Raw genomic sequence first — 19,600 nt, forward strand, 5'->3', positions numbered from 1 at the left:
GATGATTGGTGTCGCAACGCTCGGCGTGGCGGGAGTCGGCGTGGCGGTGGATTTCACCTTTCCCGGAAGGTGGTACGCCCTGGCGCTCTACGGCGCGGCGGCGGTCCTTGCCGCGCTCTGGGCGGGGATCTCCCGCCGCGCGCTCATCGCGTGGTCGCGACAACGCTCGACCAGGATGGGCGCGCACAGCGCGTTGCTGATAACGGTGGTTGCGGTCGTCTTGGTGCTGCTCAATATCCTGGCGTTCCGCCACGACGCGCGCCTCGATCTCTCCCAGACCGGAGCCTTCACGTTGGCGCCTCAGAGCGTGAAGATACTCGAAAGCCTGGAGGACGAAGTGAAAGTCACCGCCTTCGTGCAGAAGGGCGGCGAAAGCGAAATCAAGTTCAGAGATCTGCTCGGAACGTATCGACACTACAGCAGCAAGATTTCCGGCGAGCCCATTGATCCCGACGCCCGTCCGGCTGCGGCCAAGCAGTACGGCATCACGCAATACGACACGATCGTCGTGGAGAGCGGCGGGCAAGAAGCGCGTATCCGTTCCGTGAGCGAGCAGGAGCTGACGAACGCCCTGATCCGCGTTCGCAAAAAGGACAAGAAGCGAATCGCGGTGCTCGATGGACACGGTGAGCCGAGTCTGACCGACACCGATGCCAACGGCTTCTCTCAGGCGAAGGACGCGTTGGAGCGACAAGGCTACGAGGTGACGTCGCTTCTCCTTGCCCAAACCGGAACAGTCGATCCCGGAACCACGGCGGTCATTGTCGCGGATCCGCAAAGGCCCCTATTGTCCCAAGAAACCAGTGCGCTGAAGACCTATCTTTCCGGCGGCGGGCGTCTGCTGCTCTTGCTGGGACCTGGGCAGCACACGGGAATGGAGGAACTGGCCGTGCAGCAACTCGGCGTGACGTTTCGCGGCGACACGGTCATCGACGCCGATCCGTTCTCCAGACTGGCTGGCGGGGACTATACCAGACCGATTGTCCGGACGTACGGCGATCACGAGATTGTGCGGGATCTACGATTGGCGACGGCGTTTCCATTGGCCCAATCTCTGGCGTTCCAGACGTCCAAAGCTGCGGACATTGAATACCGGGCCCTGGCGCTGACCACTCAGGACAGTTGGGGTGAAACGCAGATCGTCGGCGGAAAGGCACGGTTCGACGCGGGCCAGGACACGCAGGGCCCCTTGGACCTGGCCGCGGTGCTGACTCCCAAAGCTCCCCCGACGGAACGCGGCGACGACGCCGGGACGAAGCCGGCTGCTTGGCGTGCGGTGGTGGTCGGCAACGCCCGGTTTGCCACGAACGGGTTCTTCAACATGTTGGGTAACGGCGATCTGTTGACCGCATCCATCAACTGGTTGGCGGAAGACGAAGATCTCATCGCGATTCGCCCGAAGGAGGCGTCGTCCAGCCCGTTGATTTTGACCGCAGGGCAACAGCGGATCGTGTTTTGGATGCCGGTCGTGCTGGTGCCGGGTGTGATTGCGGCCTACGGTCTCGGGATGTGGCGCCGGCGGCGACGATTGTAGGAGATGCGGCGTTACTGGGGGACGGTTGCCCTGCTGGCCTTCGCGGCCCTGCTGGGCCTCTACTTCGTATTCATCGAGACGCCTCGTGAGCGCGCTCGGTCGGACCAGCAACAGCGGGAGGGCCGCGTGCTCTCCCTCACCGAGGACGAAGTGACCAAGATCGAGATCGAGACGCCCACCGACCGCCTGGTACTCGAGCGGGGCGACGGCGGCGCGTGGCGCGTGTCGGCCCCGGTATCGGCCGAGGCCGACGAGGGCACGGTTCGCCGGCTGCTCTCCCAGCTGACGTCCCTGTCGGTTGTTCGTCCCATCGAGGATGTCGACGACCCGGCGGCGCTGGGGCTCGATCAGCCCGCGGTGCGGGTGATCGCGCATCGTTTCGAGGGCCGCGCCGAAGTGGCGTTTGGAGACGAGAACCCCGCGGGATCGGGCGTGTACGTTCAACGCGACGATCGCAAGGTGTTTTTGACCGCGACGACGGCCAAGTCCACGTTCGAGGTGTCGCGGGACGATGTCCGGCGCAAGGAGTTCATCGACTTCAAGCCGGAGGCGGTCACCGAAATCGCCATTACCCACCGTGGGCGATCGGTGCGCCTGCACCGCGAGGGCGCCGAGTGGCGAATGGCTCAACCCTCGCGTACGGCGGACCCCGACACGGTGTCGTCGCTGCTCAGTCGTCTCCGCGCGCTACGCGCCACGGGATTTGCGGACACAGTCGAGCAGCGGGACGCGCTGCGGGTGAGCGGGAAGCCGCGCACGGACATCGAGATTATCGCGGGGGACGACCTCATGCGCGTGGCGTTCGTTGCAGCGGCGGACGGCTCGCTCTACGCTCGCGCGTCGGGCGACACATTGTACCGACTGAACGAGAGCGTGGTGAACGCGCTCCCGCTCGATGCCTCGGCCCTTCGCGACCTGAGGGTGGTGCGAGCCGCCTTCGACGACGTGCGGGCAGTGGACGTCGAACGGGGCCAGGAACGGTATCGCGTGACGCGAGGTGAGGGCGGATGGGAGCTCGACGGTCGCCTGCTGGCGGACGAGGGGACGAGGGAAGTCGAAGCCATGATCCGGTCGCTCACCGCGTTGCGTGGTGAGTCCGTGGCGGCCGAGACGCCCGCCGCGTTGCCGGCGAACACGTTCGCGTCACCCGCTGTGCGCGTCGTCCTCCTGGGGACCGCCGATCGCCAGCTCGCCGCGGTGACCATCAGTGCAGCATCGGGCGAACGACGATATGCCGTATCGGAATCATCGGGTCCCGTCTTTTCGGTCCCGCCCGCGACGGTGGAGCGGATTCCATCGAAATCAGCGCTGGAGTCCCACCTCGCACCGGCGTCGTGACCCCGTTTCCAAGTGGACTCCGGGCGGTCTGAAGTGGTAGTTTTTTACCTAGTTTCGGGGCCTCGGCCGTCGCTTTTTCCTGCGCCACGGTCTGTCCAAATCCGGACAAGGTCGGTTCTTAGTTAGGAGTTACGTGTGGTTGGACGCGAACACCGGGTGATGGTCTCCCCCTTGCACCCCTCTCCGTGGCGTATGGACCTCCACGCGACCGGTCCGAGTGCGTTTCCCCATTCCTATCGCGTATTTTTGCGCCGCAGCGATCGGTGGGATCCCCACCGTCTGGCGGTGATGGCGCTTCCGATGGTGTTGGCGGTGCTCTTTGCCGGGCTCGGCTCGGTGCTGGAGCACGAAGCACCGGGGGCGCGGGAGTCGATCCCTCACCAGTCGTATTGCTGCGTATCGCGGGCGCCGGAGACCGCTTCTGCGGATGACGACGCGCTTCCGCCGCGCGTCGAGGCGTCCACGGCGTTCAGAGTGGTGTATTCCAAACAGGAGTCACGGGCTTTGGAGGTCGCGCGGGTTCTGGAAGCGCTCAGTCCCGAACTCGACGGTTCAAAACGGCGGCGATTGGGAATGTTATTGACCGACCTGAGCAGCCATTACGGGTACGACCCGGCGCTGATCGTGGCGGTCATCATGACCGAAAGTTCGTTCGACCCGACTTCCCGTTCGCACCGGGGAGCCGTGGGCCTGATGCAACTCTTGCCCAACACCGCGGAATCTCTGGCCGAAGAAACACACCGGCCATGGTTCGGTGAACACGCTCTGCTGGATCCTACGTTCAACATCAGCCTGGGCGTGCGTTACCTGGCGAAACTCCACAAGCGGTTCGGTTCCTTGGAGATCGCGCTTGCCGCGTACAACTACGGTCCGTCGCGCGTCGACGAGATGCTTCGACGCGGGTCGCCCGTGCCCATGGACTACACCCAGCGCGTGCTCGCTCATTATGAGCAGGTCCGAAGGGTCGAAGACTCCGTCCGCCTCTAGAACGTCTTCCTCCGCACTAAGAGTTTGACGGCCACTCGTTTGACACCCCACGGGTGGTCCACTACACTTTCCCCCGTGATTTGGACGGTCGGCGGTACTATCCTCTTATAAGATATCGACTCTACCGATGTCGGTGACGAAGAGCCGATCCGCGCACCCACTCGGGCGTTTGAAGCTGCCTCAGAAGGGTGTGGTGTTCTCTGAGAAGCGGTACACGGACTCATCCGTCAACCTCTTGTTCAGCAAGATGCGAACGAGGACCCCTCCGTTTCACGGCGTGCTCGCGGCCGAGGCGGAGTCCAAGCGCTTCTATCTCGTGATCGTCGACAACGAGCCCTACGCGGCGGGCGAGGAGCAACAGGGCATCTTTGTCCCGGTGACGCTTCACGGGCTTTTCAGCGGTTTGCGCAAGCTGCCGGCGAGCGGGGCCGGGCTCACGTTGGTGGGGACTGATCCGTTGTTCCTCAAAGCGGTGCTGACCATGATCCAATGCGCCCCCACCACCGAAGGAACCACCGAGATCATGGAGATCGGCAGCGTCGTCGAACACATCAAGAAGAGCACGCAGGATCAGCTGCTCGTCGTGGGACATCGCGGTGAGCTCAGCGTGTTCTATTTCCACGACCGCCAGCCGATCGCGGGATATTTTGCGGATCCGGCGTTCGAGACCGGGGAGGATTCGCTGGAAGAACGGTTGCTGGCGTACGTGTACAAGTACGCGGGCCAGACCTCGCTGTCCATCCACGTGTTTGCGACGATGTCCGCGTTGCCGGCCGACGACGGCGTGTTCGAGCGGGGCGCGTGGCCTGAAAGCCTGGTCGAACACTTCACCCGGCCGATCCCGTCGCTGCTGGTGATGGGGGCCGACGGCGGGGCGCGTCGCTTTGAATTGACGGCCGGGACGGTCAGCCTGGGGCGCGGAGAAGACAACGATATCGTCATTGAAGACCCGGCGATCTCCCGTCGGCACCTGGTGTTTCGCCAGGAGCCCGACGGGGTGACGGTCGAGGATTGTGGGAGCCGGAACGGAACGGTGTTCAACGGAGCTCCGTTGAAGAAGGCGACGCTGACGCACGGTGCGGAACTCCATATCGGCGAGTGTCTGATCCGCTTCTTGGGCAGCGCCGCGCCGGCCGAGCCGAGCCGGGAGGTCGAGAGCGGAGAGGAGACCATCTGCCGCCCGACCGTGGATGTTTCCGCACCGGTCCCCGAGGCCGCTCCGGAGCCCCCGCCCGCACGTCGCCAATCGGCCTGGGTGTTGGAGGTGGTTCGGCCCGACGGCTCGCACAACCGCGTTCCGTTGACGACCCCCCTCACGACGATCGGGCGGGCCAAAGCCGACCTCGTGATCGTTGATACCAAGGTGTCGCGCCGCCACGGCGAGCTTGAAGTCAGTCCCGAGGGGGTCATTTATCGGGATACCGGCAGCACGAACGGCAGTTTGCTCAACGGACGCGCGGTCACCAGCGCGCTGCTGAAAGCGGGCGACGTGCTGAAACTCGGCGAGACGTCGCTGACGATATTCCGAGACGCGGCGTGATCGCAGACCTGCTGAATGCGTTCGTGTTGTTTGTGCAGGCCGTGCGGGCGGGATCGCCTCTTGCCGCGATCAGCGCGGTGTTGGCGCTCGCGGTGATGGTCGTCCTCGTCCGGGCCGTCAGTCTCAACCGGTCTTCGGTCCGCCGCAGCCGTCGCAGCCTGCATCGCGAGGCCAAGGCCCTCCGGGCGCGGGGTGCATATCTGGAAGCAGGGCGAGGGTTTCAAGCCCTGGGTGATTACGATCAGGCGATCACCCTGTACACGCGCGCCGGCGCCCACCGCGAGCTCGGCCAACTGTTCGAGTACCTCAAGCATTGGGACGCGGCCGCGCAGGCGTACGAGGCCGCTCAGGAATCCGAACGGGCCGCGACGATGCTGTTGCGGGTGGGAGAGGAGCAACGGGCGGCCGAGCTCCTCCGGAGAGCCGGCAAAACGGTCGCGGCGGCGGAGCTCTTTGAAAAGATCGGGCAGTTCGTGGTCGCGGCGTCGCTGTTCGAAGCCGCCGGACACGTCAAGCGGGCCGCCGCATTGTTCGAACAGGGTGATCAGTGGTCGCACGCCGCCGAGTTGTTCGAGCAGGAATATCGCCAAGAGCATCGCAAGTGGCAGGAACGCGGCGCCCCGCCCCATGGTCAGGAATCGTTGGCCGCGGCGGCGCAGGAAGCGGGACGGTGTTGGTTGAAGGCCGGAGAACCGGAGCGCGCGGCGGCCGTGTTCAGTCAACAAGGCCTGGTGGCCGACGCCGCGGATGCGTACGCCCAGGCCGGGGCGGAGCACAAGGCGGCCGAGATGTACTTGTCGCAGCGCTTGTACGAAAAAGCCTCGGTCCTGTTCGACCGTCTGGGAGACCACGCTCGCCGCGATACCGCCTTGGCCGAAGCCAAGATCCAGGCCGGCGCGCTGGACGAGGCGGCCGATCTGCTCGCTGCCGCCAACCAGAACCTGCGCGCGGCGGAGCTCTACGAGCAGTCCGGATCCCACAAACGCGCCGCGGAGATGTACGCCGCCGCCGGGGAACAGAAGCACGCCGCGGAGTTGTATCTGGTCGCGGGATGCGGCGACGATGCCGCGGCGGCGCTGGAGCGCGGCGGGCGTCTCCAAGAGGCGGCTAAGCTCTACTTGGAGTTGGGAAAGCTCGATCGCGCGGCGGCGCTCTTCCGGCAAGCCGGGACGCTCTTCGAGGCGGGAAAGATCTTCCACAAGATGGGGCGGTTGGATGACGCGATCGAGGTCCTCCAACGGCTCGAGGTGCAATCGGACGAGTACTACCAGGGATCGCTGATTCTGGGCAGCATCTTTCTGGAACGCGGGATGTTGAGCGCGGCCAAGGAACGCTACCAGAAACTGCTCGCGCTCCGGAAGGACTCGTCGGAGGGCGAACTGGAGCCGATGTACCAGCTTGCCCGCGTCTACGAGGAAGAGCGTGACCACGACAGCGCGCTCCGGCTCTATGAAAAGGTGTTGGCGCAGGATTTCAACTTTCGGGACGCCCGCGAGCGGGCGACTCGCGTCAAAACCGCCAAAGACGCGCCCGCTTCGACGAAAAGTTCGTCCGGTCCCTCCGCGCCCACCACCGTCCCTCGGTACAAGATCCTCAAACAGATCGGTCAGGGCGGAATGGGGGTCGTGTATCGGGCCGAAGACACGGTGCTGAATCGCGTCGTGGCCTACAAGGTGTTGCCGGCCAGCGTGAGGGAACAGCCCGCGTTGCTGAAGAACTTTCTTCAAGAAGCCCGGATCGCGGCGTCGATCAACCACCCCAACATCGTCACCATCTACGACACCGGCCACGACCCTGCGGGGGAGGTGTTCATCTCCATGGAATTCGTCGACGGTCTCAGCCTCAAGGATCTGTTGGACAAGGTGGGGGCGCTGCCGCTCCCGCAGTTTCTGTCGATCGCCAGACAGATCTGTGCGGGGTTGGCCTATGCCCACGGCCGCCGAATCATCCACCGAGACATCAAGCCGTCGAACATCATGTTGAGCCGGGACCGGATGGTGAAGATCATGGACTTCGGGCTCGCCAAGATCGTCAACGACGCCATCGCGGACCGGACGTCGGTCAAGGGCACGCCGTTGTACATGGCCCCCGAACAAATCCTGGGGAAGGAAGTGGACCACCAGTCAGACTTGTATTCCCTGGGGTGCACCCTGTATCGGATGGCCACGGGCCGACTGCCGTTCACCAAAGGCGACCTGTATTATCAACACCTGCACGCGATGCCCACGCCTCCCAAGGACCTCAACCCCAAACTGCCCGCCGCGATCAACTCCATCATCATGCGATGCCTCGAGAAGGAGAAAGCCAAGCGCTACCAACAGGTGGGAGACGTTCTGGCCGACCTGGACCACACGAAACTCGCCGCCTGATCCCTGACGGCGCGCCGCCGTCACCCCGGGGTCATCGGTTGCAAAAGCCATTGAAATACTTTATGATATGACACTTTTGTGGGCGGTAGCTCGCCCGGTACTTATCACATCCTCGGGATATCCGGTGATGGACCGCACGCTCCAGGGGCTTCGCCAGCGCATCGATGAGATCGACGACACGATCCTCGGTCTGCTCAACCGTCGGGCCGAGATCGTGACCGAAGTCGGTCGGGTCAAACGCCAGGAACAGGCGCACGCCCACGCCCCCACCCGCGAGCGAGAAATCCTCGAGCGGCTGGAGCGAGAGAACCCCGGTCCTTTTCCCAACGACGGCGTGCGCGCCGTGTTTCGAGAGATCATGTCGGCGTCGTTGGCGCTGGAGCAGCCGCTCAAGGTCGCCTATCTGGGCCCGGAGGGCACCTTCACGCACATGGCGTGCCTGAAACAATTCGGCGCGTCGGCGGGCGCGGTGCCGGTCAACAGCATCAAAGACGTGTTCAGCGAAGTGGAACGCGGTCGCGCGGATTACGGGGTGGTGCCGATCGAAAACTCCACCGAAGGGGTCGTGACCCACACGCTCGATCTGCTGGCCGACTCGCAACTGAAGATCGCGGGTGAAGTCGTGCAGGAGATCTCGCACTACCTGTTGTCGCGCTCCGGCGTTCTGGCCGACGTCAAACGGATCTACTCGCACCCGCAGCCCGTGGCGCAGTGCCGCGGTTGGTTGTCCCAACACGTGCCCAACATTCCGATCGTGGAGGTGTACAGCACGGCGCGCGCGGCGGAGATGTGCCGCGACGATCCCGACGCCGCGGCGATCGCGTCGGATCTGGCGGCGCGCTTGTACGGGCTCACGGTCATTCAGAAACGCATCGAAGACAATCCGACCAATACCACGCGATTTCTGGTCATCGCGCCGCGTGCTCCGGAACGGACGGGGAGGGACAAGACCTCGGTGATGGTGTCGGTCAAAGACCGGGTGGGCGCGCTCTACGACATGTTGAAACCGTTCTCGGAGTACGGGCTCAACCTCACGAAGATCGAGTCGCGGCCGTCCCGCCGGAAGGCGTGGGAGTATTTTTTTTATATTGACGTTGAAGGGCATATCGAGGACGAGCCCGTCAAACAGGCCTTGGAGGCTCTCCGTTCACAGTGCCAGGTGCTGAAGGTCCTCGGTTCTTATCCCCGAACAGCGTGACCCGATCGGCCATGGATTTCCAGGTTCGTCCCGAGCTGTCCCGCATCGCGCCGTACGTGCCCGGCAAACCCGTCGCGGAGGTCGAGCGCGAGTACGGCGTGACACACGCCGTCAAGCTTGCCTCCAACGAAAATCCTCTAGGCCCGTCGCCGGCGGCGCTCAAGGCCGCGCAAGAGGTCCTTTCCGGGCTGCACCGGTATCCCGACGGCGCGGGCACCGCGCTGCGCGAAGCGATCGGGGCGAAGCTGAAGGTCGATCCGGACCAGGTCGTCCTGGGCAACGGCTCGGACGAGGTCGTCGACTTGGTGTGTAAGGTCTTGTTGACGCCCGGCGACGAAGCCGTGATGGCCGCGCCGACGTTCGGGATCTACCGGATCGCGGTGCTGGCGCACCAAGGGACTCCGGTCGAGGTGCCGCTGGCCGATGGCCGCCATGATCTCGACGCCATGTTGGCGGCCGTGAGCGAGCGCACCAAGCTGTTTTTTGTCTGTAACCCGAACAGCCCGACCGGCAGCGCGCTGTCGGGCCGGGACGTCACCCGCGCGATCGAACGCTTGCCCGATCACGTGGTGGCGGTGTGCGATCACGCGTATGAAGATTACGCGACGGCTGCAGATTTCCCCTACGGCGCGGCCCTCCTGCAACACGGTCGTCCGGTGGTCATCCTGCGCACGTTTTCCAAAATCTACGGTCTTGCGGGGCTGCGGATCGGGTACGGGGTCGGGCCCGCCGGACTCGTCGCGTGGATGAACCGCGTGCGACTCCCGTTCAACGCGAGCACGGTGGCTCAGGCCGCCGCGATCGCGGCATTGGGCGACGACGCCCACGTCCGCGCGAGCCGCATGGTCAATGCGGCGGGGAAAACGTATTTGACCCGGGAATGCGGGCGGCTGGGGCTGACGTGGTATCCGAGCGAGTCGAATTTCCTGTACGTCAACGTGGGCCGCGACGGCCGGCCCGTGTTCGAGCGGCTCTTGCGGGAGGGCGTGATCGTTCGCCATTTCGAGGGGCCGTGGTTACGGATCACCATCGGGATGCCGGAGGAGAACACGCGCTGCGTTGCGGCGCTGGAGCGCGTGTTAACTGACGAAGGGGGGAAGGGGTGAGGGGGAGAGTGGAGAGGACAGCCTACGGGCCGAGACTAGTTCGCCGATTCCCCGGTTCTCCGGTTCGTGCATTAAAACGGGAGTCTGAACGATGATCATCGTGCTGAAACCGGAAGCCACCCAGGCTGAGATCGATCACATCATGGAGAAGATCCGCGAGCGCGGATTGTCTCCGCACCTCTCGACGGGCCAGGAGCGTCGGGTGATCGGCGTGATCGGGGACGAGCGCACGATCCAAAACGTGCCGCTTGCGATCTTCCCCGGGGTGGAGAGCGTCACGCCGATCTTGGCGCCGTACAAGCTCGTCAGCCGCGAATTTCGCAAAGACAACACCGTCGTCACGGTCGGCGACGGGGTGGCGATCGGCGGGCGCTTGGTCCCGGTGATGGCCGGGCCGTGCGCGGTGGAGACCAAGGCGCAGGTGACGGGCGTGGCCAAGGCCGTCAAAAATTCCGGAGCGCGCGTGTTGCGCGGCGGGGCCTTCAAGCCGCGCACGTCGCCGTACGCGTTTCAGGGGTTGGCGGAAGAGGGGCTGCAGTATCTCGCTGAAGCGAAAAAAGCCACGGGGTTGCCGATCATCACCGAGGTGGTGGACTCCCGCGACATCGACCTGGTCGCCCAGTACGCGGACGTTTTGCAGATCGGCGCTCGCAATATGCAAAATTTTCGATTGTTGACCGATATCGGCAAGCAGCGCAAGCCGGTGCTGCTCAAGCGCGGGATGTCCGCCACCATCAAGGAGTTTCTCTTGTCGGCGGAGTACATCATGGCCGGCGGCAATCACAAGGTGATCCTCTGCGAGCGCGGCATCCGGACGTTCGAACCGCTGGCCCGCAATACGCTCGACCTGTCGGCCGTGCCCTTGATTCAAAAGCTGTCGCATCTGCCGGTCGTCGTGGACCCGAGCCATGCCACCGGGCGGTGGGACTTGGTCGCCCCCATGGCCCGGGCCGCGATTGCGGCCGGCGCGGACGGGTTGTTGATCGAAGTCCACGGGAACCCCGAAGAGGCGCTGTGCGACGGCGAAGAGTCGCTCACTCCACCGAAATTCGCGGCCATGATGGACGAGTTGCGCAAGGTCGCGCAGGCCGTGGGGCGGGAGATCTGACATTCCGCCCGGCACACCGCTTCGGCGCCTCACGGTCATCGGGATCGGCCTGGTCGGTGGGTCCGTCGCGTGGGGCGCCAAACAGCGGCGTCTGGCCGAAGAAGTGGTCGGCGTTGACCCGGATCGCCCCGCGGCGCTCCAAGCCGTGGCGCGAGGAATCGTCGATCGCACGGCGGCGTTGGCCGACGGCGTCGCTCGCGCGGACGTGGTCGTGTTGGCGGTGCCGATCGCGCAGATCGAGGCGGTCGCGCGCGAGGCGGCCCCGCTGATCAAGGGCACGGCCGCCGTGGTCACCGACGTGGGCAGTGTGAAGGCGCCGGTGGTGGCGCGCGTGGAACCGTTGTTCGAGCGGTTCGTGGGCGGCCATCCCATGGCGGGGAGCGAACGGTCGGGGGTGGCTGCCGCGTCCGCGACGTTGTTCGAGGGCGCGCCCTGCGTGCTCACGCCGACCTCGCGCACCGATCCCGGAGCGCTCGATGTGGTCGAGCGGTTGTGGCAGGGACTGGGGGCCGCGGTGGTGAGGGTGGATCCCGGAGTTCACGACGAACTGGTTGCCGCCGTGAGCCACCTGCCGCACCTGGTGGCGGCATCACTGGTCAACACCGCGGCAGGCGCGGGAGGCGGACGCGCGCTGAGCGTCGCCGCGGCCGGGTTTCGCGATACGACCAGGGTTGCGGGCGGCTCGCCCGCGCTCTGGCGGGACATCTGTTTGATGAATCAGGGACCGGTGCTCAAGATGTTGGCAGACTACAGCGACGAGCTCAACCGCCTGCGGGCCTTGATTGCCGGCGGAGACGGACAGGGCTTGTTCGAAGCTTTGAAAAAGGCCCAGCGGACCCGCGAGCGGATGACCGAGGGCGAGCCGTGAAGGCGGTGGTGATCGAACCCGGCCGGCCGCTGCAAGGGCGGGTGGAGGTACCGGGCGACAAGTCGATCACGCATCGGGCGATCATGTTGGGAGGCCTGGCCCGCGGGGAGACCCTGGTCCGCGGCTACCTACCGGCGGACGATTGCCTCCGTACCGTGGCGGCGATACGCGCCCTGGGCCGAACGATCGAGGACCTGGAATCCAGCAATCGCCCCACCCTTCGCATAGCCGGGTGCGCTTCGGGATCATCAATACTCCGGGAGCCCGCGGACGTGATCGATTGCGGGAACTCCGGCACGAGCCTGCGGTTGCTCACCGGCTTGGTCGCGGGGTTTCCGATGTGTACGGTGTTGACGGGCGACGCCTCGCTTCGTCGGCGGCCGATGGGGCGCGTGGTGGAACCGCTTCGCGCCATGGGCGCACACATCGTGGGGCGCGACGAGGGCCGGCTGGCGCCGCTGACTGTGGTGGGCCAACGGCTCAAAGGCCTCGACGTTCGTCTGCCGGTGGCAAGCGCGCAGGTCAAGTCCGCGGTGTTGCTGGCGGGCCTGGCGGCCGAAGGACGGACCGCCGTGACGGAGCCCGCGCCCTCGCGCGATCACACCGAACGGATGCTGCGCACGTTCGGCGTCCCGCTGCGAGTGGAAGGCGCAACCGTGTCCCTCGACGGACCCGCGGGCTTGTCGGCCGCGGAGATCGAGGTGCCGGGGGACATATCGTCCGCGGCGTTTCTGATCGCGGGCGCCTTGCTCCAACCCAAGTCGGACCTCATGATCGAGCGCGTGGGGGTCAATCCCACCCGCACCGGATTTCTGGATGTCCTGAAGCGCATGGGGGCGTCGGTGGCGATCGAAGGGGTTCGCGAGGTATCCGGCGAGCCGATCGGCACGCTGACCGTCCGCGCATCCGCACTACGGGGGACGACCGTTCGAGGCGATCTCGTCCCGCGGACGATCGATGAGTTCCCGGTTCTGTGCGTGTTGGCGGCTTTCGCGCGGGGCGAGACCATCATCGAGGACGCGGGCGAGCTGCGTGTCAAAGAGAGCGACCGGATTCACGTGATGGCGGAAGAACTCGGCAAACTCGGGATCAAGGTGGAGGAGCGACCGGCCGGCATGCGGATCGAGGGGCCGCAGCGCGCGACCGGGGCGCGATGCTCCAGCCACGGGGACCACCGGGTGGCGATGGCGCTGGCCGTGGCGGCGCTGCGCGCCTCGGGGCCGACCACGATCGACGATGTCGAGTGCGTGGGCACCTCGTTTCCGGGATTCTTCGAGCTGCTCGATCGGGTTCGCCGATGACGTCCCGGGAGCTCATTGTGGCCATTGACGGTCCCTCGGCCGCGGGCAAAAGCACGGCCGGCACGCGCGTGGCCAAACGTCTGGGCTACTTGTACGTCGAGAGCGGCGCGTTTTACCGCGCGCTCGCGTGGAAGGTCCGCGAGTGCCGGGTCGACCCCGCGGACAACGAGGCGCTGAGACTGTTGGGAGAAACCACGGCGATCGAGGTGGTGCGGCGTCCGGAAGGCGTGCGGATCCTGGTGGATCAGAACGACGTGACCGATCAACTCCGGACGCCGGAGATGAGCCGAATCGCGGCCCAGATCGCGTCCAATCCCATCGTACGCGACCCCATGCTGAAGGTGCAGCGCGCAATGGCCAAAGACGGGGGCGTGGTCATGGAGGGGCGGGACATCGGCACCGTCGTGTTCCCGGAGGCCGACGTCAAATTTTACCTCGATGCGGACACCGCGGTGCGGGGAGAGCGGCGATACAAAGAGCTTCGCGTGAAGGGCTTGGACGTGGATTTGAAGACCACGATCGACGAAATCGTGGCTCGGGACCGCAAGGACATGACCCGCGCAGTGGCCCCGTTGCGCAAAGCCCACGACGCGATTGCCATCGATTCCACAGGCTTGACCTTGGATGAGGTGGTGGATACAATGGTGGCGGCCGTCGAACGCCGACGAACCGCGATCTCGCGGTAGTCGTGCTGTACGAGGTCGCGCACCCGTTGGTGTGGTGGGTCGCGCGGTGGTGCTGTTCGCTGGAGGTCGTGGGCCGCGATCGGGTGCCGGCCGACGGCGGGGTCATCGTCGCCGCCAATCACGTCAGCTACCTCGACATTCCTATTGTGGGATGTTCGCTCGCCAGACGGGCGGATTTTCTGGCGAAGGCCGAGCTGTTCACACACCCCGTGGTGGGATGGTTCTTCAAACGTCTCGGCGGGGTCCCGATACGACGCGAGGGGGTCGACCGCAACGCGTTGGCCGAGGTCGAGCGCCGTTTGGCGGCCGGGCACCTGGTGGTCATGTACCCGGAAGGCACCCGCAGTCCGGACGAGCGGCTGCGCGAGCCCAAACCCGGCGTTGGAATGTTGGCGGTCCGTACCGGGGTCCCGGTGGTCCCGGCCTACGTCGCGGGGACGGGCGAGGCCTGGCCGGCCGGCGCGCGATGGTTGCGGTCGCGGCCGATCACCGTGGTGTTCGGTGAGCCGATGCAATGGCGGCGCACCGAGTCGACGAGCAGTGATGAGACGAAGGCCACACAGCGGTATCAACAGGTCAGTCAGGAGATCATGGACCGGATTGCGGAGCTTCAACGCGAGGCGCACGCACGGCGCCTACGGCTGCTGAACGCGTCAACGGTCGCGCGTTGATTCACATTCACCCTTCACCTGGTAGTTGATGAGAGGACGTACGAGTATGGCGAGCACGCAGTCGGAAGCCGGGGTGGCCGCCCGGAAGCCCTTCCAAAAAGGCACCGAGATGACCGAAATCGAACTGATGTATGCCGAGACCTTCAAGCAACTGGAGGAAGGCAGCATCGTGGAAGGCAGCGTCGTGGCCGTCCAGCCCGAGGGCGTGGTCGTCGATGTGGGCTACAAGTCCGAGGGCATCGTGCCTCGTGAGGAGTTCATTCCGGAGGAACTCAGCGCACTCAAAGTCGGCGATCGCTTCCTCGTGTATCTCGAAGAGCGGGAGGACGCCGACGGGAACATGATCCTCTCCAAGGAAAAAGCCGACCGCATGAAGATCTGGGGCGACCTCGAACGGATCTTCGAGAAGGGGGAGGTCATCGAGGGCAAGGTCCTCAACAAGATCAAGGGCGGCATGATGGTCGACATTGGGATCAAGGCGTTCCTGCCCGGTTCGCAGATCGACCTGCGCCCGGTGCGTGACCTCGACAGCCTGGTCGGCAAGACCTTCCAGATGAAGATCATCAAGATGAATCACCGGCGCAGCAACGTGGTGGTGTCGCGCCGCGTGGTGTTGGAGGAGACTCGCGATCGGCGCAAGCAGCAGGCCATGGCGACCCTGCAGGAGGGGCAGGTCATCGACGGGCAGGTCAAGAATATCACGGACTACGGCGCGTTCATCGATCTCGGCGGGATCGACGGCCTGCTGCACATTACCGACATGTCCTGGGGCCGCGTGGCGCACCCCTCCGAGATGTTCATGGTGGGCGACCGCGTGAAGGTCATGATTCTCAAATACGATCGTGAGACCGGGCGCATCTCGCTGGGCGTCAAGCAGCTCAAACCGGATCCCTGGATTCAGGTGGAGGACAAGTTCCCGGTCGGTTCACGCGTGCGGGGCAAGGTGGTGAGCCTCGTGGATTACGGCGCGTTCGTGGAGCTGGAGCCGGGCGTGGAAGGGTTGGTGCACATCTCGGAGATGACGTGGTCGCACGAGATCAAGCACCCCTCGAAGATCGTCTCAGTGGGCGATCAGGTCGAGGCGCAGGTGCTGAACGTCGATCGCAAGAGCCGGAAGATCTCGCTGGGCATGAAGCAGGTGGTCGCCAATCCATGGATCATCGTCGAAACCAAGTACCCGGTGGGGTCCGTCATCGAAGGCAAGGTCAAGAGCCTGACCGAGTTCGGCGTCTTCGTGGGGTTGGATGAAGGCATCGACGGATTGATCCACGTTTCGGACTTGTCATGGACCAAACGCGTGGTGCACCCCTCGGATCTCTTCAAAAAGGGCCAGATGGTGAAGGCGGTGGTGCTCCGGGTGGACAAAGACAAGGAGCGCCTGTCCCTCGGCTACAAACAGCTCACGCCGGACCCTTGGGAGAAGGAGATCCCCCAACGTTATCAGGTGGGCCAGGACGTCACCGGCAAGGTCGTCAAGATCGCCGACTTCGGCGTGTTCCTGGAGTTTGAAGACGGGGTGGAGGGGCTCATCCACGTGAGTGAAATGAACCTCGAAGGCCAGCGGATCGAAGAACGCTACAAGGTCGGCGATGAGGTCACCGCCCGCGTGATCAGGATCGACCCCACCGAGCGGAAGATCGCCCTCAGTATCCGCGAACACGTGGGCGATTGGGGGCTCTCCGAGGGCGAGGGGCGCGCGCCCAAGCGCCGGTAGGGAGGCTGTTCATGAAGGACCATCTGCGGCGTTGCCGCTGCGCATCCGGTGCTCACGTCGCGGTAGGGGCGTATTGCAATACGCCCCTACCGGTGCGGTTCTCGCTCCGCCTTGCGACCCACCTTCAAGAAATGAAATGTCGGAAGTCCCCGAAGGGGGCATCTGGCCCGTTCCTGAACAGCCTGACACGATTCACTCATCGGGCAGGGTTGTAGCGCAAACCTTTTCATGGCGCGACGTCCACTCCTTACCGGAGTTCTCGTTTTCCTGGTCCTGGCGGTCGCGTTTTTTCTCGGGACCTATCTCACCGCGCTGTTGATCGAAGGGCCGCCGTCGGACTCCAACCAGATCGCGCTCGTTCGGATCGAGGGCGTCATCTTAGACGCCGACGAACCGGTTGAGCAGCTCCGGACCTTTGCGGAGAACGAGGCGATTCGAGCGATCCTGATTCGCATCGACAGCCCGGGCGGAGCCGTGGTCCCCTCGCAGGAAATCTACGACGAAGTGCGAAAGATCCGCGCCGAGGGCCGGCAGAAGATCGTCGTGTCGATGGGGGCGGTTGCCGCGTCCGGAGGGTACTACATCGCGAGCGCTTCGGACCGCATCATCGCCAATCCCGGCACGTTGACCGGGAGCATCGGCGTAATTCTGGAGATGCCGAACTTCGAAGGGCTCATGAAGAAAATCGGGGTGGAGAGCACCGTCATCAAGAGCGGCGCGCACAAGGACTTGATCTCCCCGTTCCGCAAGCTGGGCGAGGCGGAGCGCGAGATCCTGCAGCGCGTGATGGACGACGTTCATGATCAGTTCATTCAGGCCGTGGCCGACGGTCGTGGGCTGGAGAAAAACACGGTGGCGGCCATCGCGGACGGGCAGGTGTTTACGGGACGGCAGGCCAAGGAGAAGGGGCTGATCGATGAGATCGGCAGCTTCGAAGACGCGATCCAACTGACCGGACACTTGGCCGGCATCATCGGACGGCCGGTGGTGGTGGAGCCCAAGCGTCGGTTCTCACTGACCGATTTGATCAGCACGATCTTTCGCGGCCGGATCGGGGCCCTCGTGGATCCCGTCCCTGCCATCCGCCTCAATTATTTGTGGACGTGGGGATAGAAAACCCCTTTGAGCAATGAGTTGAGCCCGTTCAGGAGGGGCCAGATGCAAGGCGTCGTGAGCACCGGAGCCGTAGGGGCGTATTGCAATACGCCCCTACCAAGACGTGAGCACCGGAAGCGCAGCGGCAACGCCGCAGATGGCCCCTCCTGGACGGGCGCCTAGCCGGGAGCGCGATGATGACCAAAGCCGAGCTAATCGAAGACGTGTCGCACAAAGTCAAAGGGCTGACCAAGCGCCAGACCGAAATCATCATCAACGCCATTCTCGACGGCATCAAAGACACCCTGGCCCGGGGCGACAAGATCGAGATCCGCGGTTTCGGCAGCTTTCGGCTGCGCAGCCGCCGCATGCGCGAAGGCCGCAATCCCAAGACCGGCAGTTCAGTGCACGTACCCGCCAAACGCGTGCCGTTCTTCAAGGCCGGCAAAGAGCTCAAAGAACTCGTCGACCGCTGACGCGCCTATTGGCCCGGCCGAGTCGGTTACTCGCCGACCTGCAAGAGCAGCCCCCTGCGCCGCGCAACGCGAAACATGCCCAAAAAGCCCGCGCACCCGACGATCAGGTACACGACGTTGAGAACCAGAGCCCCGATGATGTGGCCCGCGTCGAACCTTCCGTCCAGCAACAGCGCGCGCATGCCTTCGAACACGTGCGCGGCCGGGGTGGCGAGCGCCACGGACCGGAGCCATTCCGGCAGCACCGAGACCGGGTAGAACACCGCGGCCACGGGTTGGAACAGGAAGATCACGGCCCAGGCCAGGCTTTCTGCGCCTTGACCGAAGCGCAGGATCATCGCCGACACGAGCAGGCCGATCGACCATCCCATCACCATCAAGTTGACGAAGAACGCGACCAGCGGGAGCCCCATGCTGAACAGGTTGTAGTGGTACAGCAGGGCGGCCAGGAGCGCCATGAACAAGCCGGCGATCAGGGTGCGCGCGAGCGCCACGATCACCTGGCTCGCCACGAACTCGGTCGGCGTCAAGGGGCTCGCGAACAGGTTGGACAGGTTGCGCGACCAGATCTCTTCCAAGAACGCGAGCGACACGCCGATCTGCGAGCGAAACAGCACGTCCCACAGAATCAACCCGCCCAGGAACAACACGACGAAATCCGGTAATCCGGGGCCCAGTCCCCGCAGGTAGATCGTCAGGAACCCCCAGACGAACAGCTCCATCGCGGGCCAGTAGATCAACTCGACGAGACGTGTCCACGAACTGCGATAGAGGTACACGTGACGCCAGACCATCGCCAGCACCCGGTGGGCGTTCAAGGGGTCCGATCCTTCCTGGCGATAGCGAGGAAGACGTCTTCGAGGGATCGGCGGCCGTAGCGCTCGACAAGGCGGGCCGGCGTGTCCTGGTCCACGCACCGTCCCTGGTGCAGGACGATCACCCGGTCGCAGAGCCGCTCGACCTCCGCCATGTTGTGGGAGGAGAGCAGAATCGCGGCGCCGGTGCGGGTGCGGTACTCTTCCAGCCACGCGCGGACACGGTCTGCGATGTCCGGGTCCAAGCTCGCGGTGGGTTCGTCCAGCAGCAACAACTCGGGGGCGTTGATCAAAGCCTTGGCGAGCGCCACGCGGGTGCGTTGGCCGGACGAGAGTTCACCGAGCGGGCGATCAAGCAACACGGCGATGTCCAGCCGCTGGGCCAAGTCCGCGATGGTTCCCTTCAAATGTTTGACGCCGTAGAGGCGGCCGTACACCGAGAGATTCTGTCGTACCGTGAGGCGGTGGGGCAGGTCGGCGTAGGGCGACGAAAAGTTCATGCGGCCGAGCACCGCCTGCCGATGCAGGGCAACGTCCAACCCGAACAACCGGATGTGCCCCGTGGTGGGGACGAGAAGCGCGAGCAGCATCGACAGCGTGGTGGTCTTGCCCGCTCCATTGGGACCCAACAACCCGACGATCTCGCCTCGCTGCACGGAGAACGACAGGTCGGACACCGCCCAGACGTTCTTGAAACGTTTTCCGACGCGATCCACCTCGACGACCAGTTCAGCCATGATGAGGCCAGTGTGTGGCTATTGTCCGATCTCTGATAGCGGGGATTCTGTGATATC

Annotated in this window: 17 protein-coding genes; 15 read left to right on the plus strand and 2 right to left on the minus strand. The window is 64.6% G+C overall.

Annotation, left to right across the window (positions count from 1 at the left end; all coding sequences use genetic code 11):
• The first annotated feature begins 1 nt into the window (after nucleotide 1).
• From AB1451_03485 to AB1451_03555, 15 genes are all read left to right on the plus strand, one after another.
• Complete coding sequence (locus AB1451_03485) at nucleotides 2–1,534, plus strand: Gldg family protein (protein ID MEW6681972.1); 1,533 nt, start codon at nucleotides 2–4, stop codon at nucleotides 1,532–1,534.
• A gap of 3 nt (nucleotides 1,535–1,537) precedes the next feature.
• Nucleotides 1,538–2,872: a DUF4340 domain-containing protein gene (locus AB1451_03490; GenBank protein ID MEW6681973.1), complete on the plus strand. Its 1,335-nt coding sequence runs from the start codon at nucleotides 1,538–1,540 to the stop codon at nucleotides 2,870–2,872.
• A gap of 135 nt (nucleotides 2,873–3,007) precedes the next feature.
• Nucleotides 3,008–3,859: a lytic transglycosylase domain-containing protein gene (locus tag AB1451_03495; protein MEW6681974.1), complete on the plus strand. Its 852-nt coding sequence runs from the start codon at nucleotides 3,008–3,010 to the stop codon at nucleotides 3,857–3,859.
• A gap of 193 nt (nucleotides 3,860–4,052) precedes the next feature.
• Nucleotides 4,053–5,399: an FHA domain-containing protein gene (locus tag AB1451_03500; GenBank protein MEW6681975.1), complete on the plus strand. Its 1,347-nt coding sequence runs from the start codon at nucleotides 4,053–4,055 to the stop codon at nucleotides 5,397–5,399.
• The gene (locus tag AB1451_03505) at nucleotides 5,396–7,768 is read left to right on the plus strand and encodes a protein kinase (GenBank protein MEW6681976.1); all 2,373 of its coding nucleotides are present in this window, start codon (nucleotides 5,396–5,398) and stop codon (nucleotides 7,766–7,768) included. Before AB1451_03500 ends, AB1451_03505 begins: the two co-directional genes overlap by 4 nt.
• 127 nt (nucleotides 7,769–7,895) lie before the next feature.
• Nucleotides 7,896–8,966 carry a prephenate dehydratase gene (gene pheA, locus AB1451_03510; protein ID MEW6681977.1) on the plus strand — a complete coding sequence of 357 codons (1,071 nt, stop codon included), beginning with the start codon at nucleotides 7,896–7,898 and terminating at the stop codon, nucleotides 8,964–8,966.
• Nucleotides 8,963–10,072, plus strand: coding sequence for a histidinol-phosphate transaminase (gene hisC, locus AB1451_03515; protein MEW6681978.1), 1,110 nt, complete (start codon nucleotides 8,963–8,965; stop codon nucleotides 10,070–10,072). Before pheA ends, hisC begins: the two co-directional genes overlap by 4 nt.
• A 91-nt stretch (nucleotides 10,073–10,163) precedes the next feature.
• Nucleotides 10,164–11,180 carry a 3-deoxy-7-phosphoheptulonate synthase gene (gene aroF, locus AB1451_03520; protein MEW6681979.1) on the plus strand — a complete coding sequence of 339 codons (1,017 nt, stop codon included), beginning with the start codon at nucleotides 10,164–10,166 and terminating at the stop codon, nucleotides 11,178–11,180.
• Between the two features lie 49 nt (nucleotides 11,181–11,229).
• On the plus strand, nucleotides 11,230–12,048 hold the full coding sequence (locus AB1451_03525) for a prephenate dehydrogenase/arogenate dehydrogenase family protein (GenBank protein MEW6681980.1): 819 nt from the start codon (nucleotides 11,230–11,232) through the stop codon (nucleotides 12,046–12,048).
• Complete coding sequence (gene aroA, locus AB1451_03530; protein MEW6681981.1) at nucleotides 12,045–13,349, plus strand: 3-phosphoshikimate 1-carboxyvinyltransferase; 1,305 nt, start codon at nucleotides 12,045–12,047, stop codon at nucleotides 13,347–13,349. The genes AB1451_03525 and aroA overlap by 4 nt, the downstream gene beginning before the upstream one ends.
• Nucleotides 13,346–14,035 (plus strand): (d)CMP kinase, encoded by a 690-nt coding sequence (gene cmk / locus AB1451_03535; GenBank protein MEW6681982.1) that lies wholly within the window; start codon nucleotides 13,346–13,348, stop codon nucleotides 14,033–14,035. The genes aroA and cmk overlap by 4 nt, the downstream gene beginning before the upstream one ends.
• Nucleotides 14,036–14,037: 2 nt before the next feature.
• Nucleotides 14,038–14,706, plus strand: a complete 669-nt coding sequence (locus AB1451_03540) for a lysophospholipid acyltransferase family protein (protein ID MEW6681983.1) — start codon at nucleotides 14,038–14,040, stop codon at nucleotides 14,704–14,706.
• A gap of 46 nt (nucleotides 14,707–14,752) precedes the next feature.
• Nucleotides 14,753–16,420 carry a 30S ribosomal protein S1 gene (locus AB1451_03545; GenBank protein ID MEW6681984.1) on the plus strand — a complete coding sequence of 556 codons (1,668 nt, stop codon included), beginning with the start codon at nucleotides 14,753–14,755 and terminating at the stop codon, nucleotides 16,418–16,420.
• A 228-nt stretch (nucleotides 16,421–16,648) separates the two neighbouring features.
• Nucleotides 16,649–17,533 carry a signal peptide peptidase SppA gene (sppA, locus tag AB1451_03550; GenBank protein ID MEW6681985.1) on the plus strand — a complete coding sequence of 295 codons (885 nt, stop codon included), beginning with the start codon at nucleotides 16,649–16,651 and terminating at the stop codon, nucleotides 17,531–17,533.
• Between the two features lie 179 nt (nucleotides 17,534–17,712).
• The gene (locus AB1451_03555) at nucleotides 17,713–17,991 is read left to right on the plus strand and encodes an integration host factor subunit beta (GenBank protein MEW6681986.1); all 279 of its coding nucleotides are present in this window, start codon (nucleotides 17,713–17,715) and stop codon (nucleotides 17,989–17,991) included.
• 26 nt (nucleotides 17,992–18,017) lie between these two features.
• Here the strand turns inward: AB1451_03555 and AB1451_03560 are convergent, their stop codons facing one another.
• Together AB1451_03560 and AB1451_03565 are read right to left on the minus strand one after the other, a co-directional pair.
• The gene (locus tag AB1451_03560; GenBank protein ID MEW6681987.1) at nucleotides 18,018–18,809 is read right to left on the minus strand and encodes an ABC transporter permease; all 792 of its coding nucleotides are present in this window, start codon (nucleotides 18,807–18,809) and stop codon (nucleotides 18,018–18,020) included.
• Nucleotides 18,806–19,543, minus strand: a complete 738-nt coding sequence (locus tag AB1451_03565; GenBank protein ID MEW6681988.1) for an ABC transporter ATP-binding protein — start codon at nucleotides 19,541–19,543, stop codon at nucleotides 18,806–18,808. Before AB1451_03565 ends, AB1451_03560 begins: the two co-directional genes overlap by 4 nt.
• Nucleotides 19,544–19,600: the final 57 nt, after the last annotated feature.

Source organism: Nitrospirota bacterium, from assembly GCA_040757335.1.
Classification (GTDB): Bacteria; Nitrospirota; Nitrospiria; order 2-01-FULL-66-17; family 2-01-FULL-66-17; genus JBFLXB01.

Coding starts and splice junctions, on each gene's coding strand:
- AB1451_03485 (MEW6681972.1), top strand. CDS start 2: ATGATTGGTGTCGCAACGCTCGGCGTGGCGGGAGTCGGCGTGGCGGTG.
- AB1451_03490 (MEW6681973.1), top strand. CDS start 1,538: ATGCGGCGTTACTGGGGGACGGTTGCCCTGCTGGCCTTCGCGGCCCTG.
- pheA (MEW6681977.1), top strand. CDS start 7,896: ATGGACCGCACGCTCCAGGGGCTTCGCCAGCGCATCGATGAGATCGAC.
- aroF (MEW6681979.1), top strand. CDS start 10,164: ATGATCATCGTGCTGAAACCGGAAGCCACCCAGGCTGAGATCGATCAC.
- cmk (MEW6681982.1), top strand. CDS start 13,346: ATGACGTCCCGGGAGCTCATTGTGGCCATTGACGGTCCCTCGGCCGCG.
- AB1451_03545 (MEW6681984.1), top strand. CDS start 14,753: ATGGCGAGCACGCAGTCGGAAGCCGGGGTGGCCGCCCGGAAGCCCTTC.
- sppA (MEW6681985.1), top strand. CDS start 16,649: ATGGCGCGACGTCCACTCCTTACCGGAGTTCTCGTTTTCCTGGTCCTG.
- AB1451_03555 (MEW6681986.1), top strand. CDS start 17,713: ATGACCAAAGCCGAGCTAATCGAAGACGTGTCGCACAAAGTCAAAGGG.
- AB1451_03565 (MEW6681988.1), bottom strand. CDS start 19,543: ATGGCTGAACTGGTCGTCGAGGTGGATCGCGTCGGAAAACGTTTCAAG.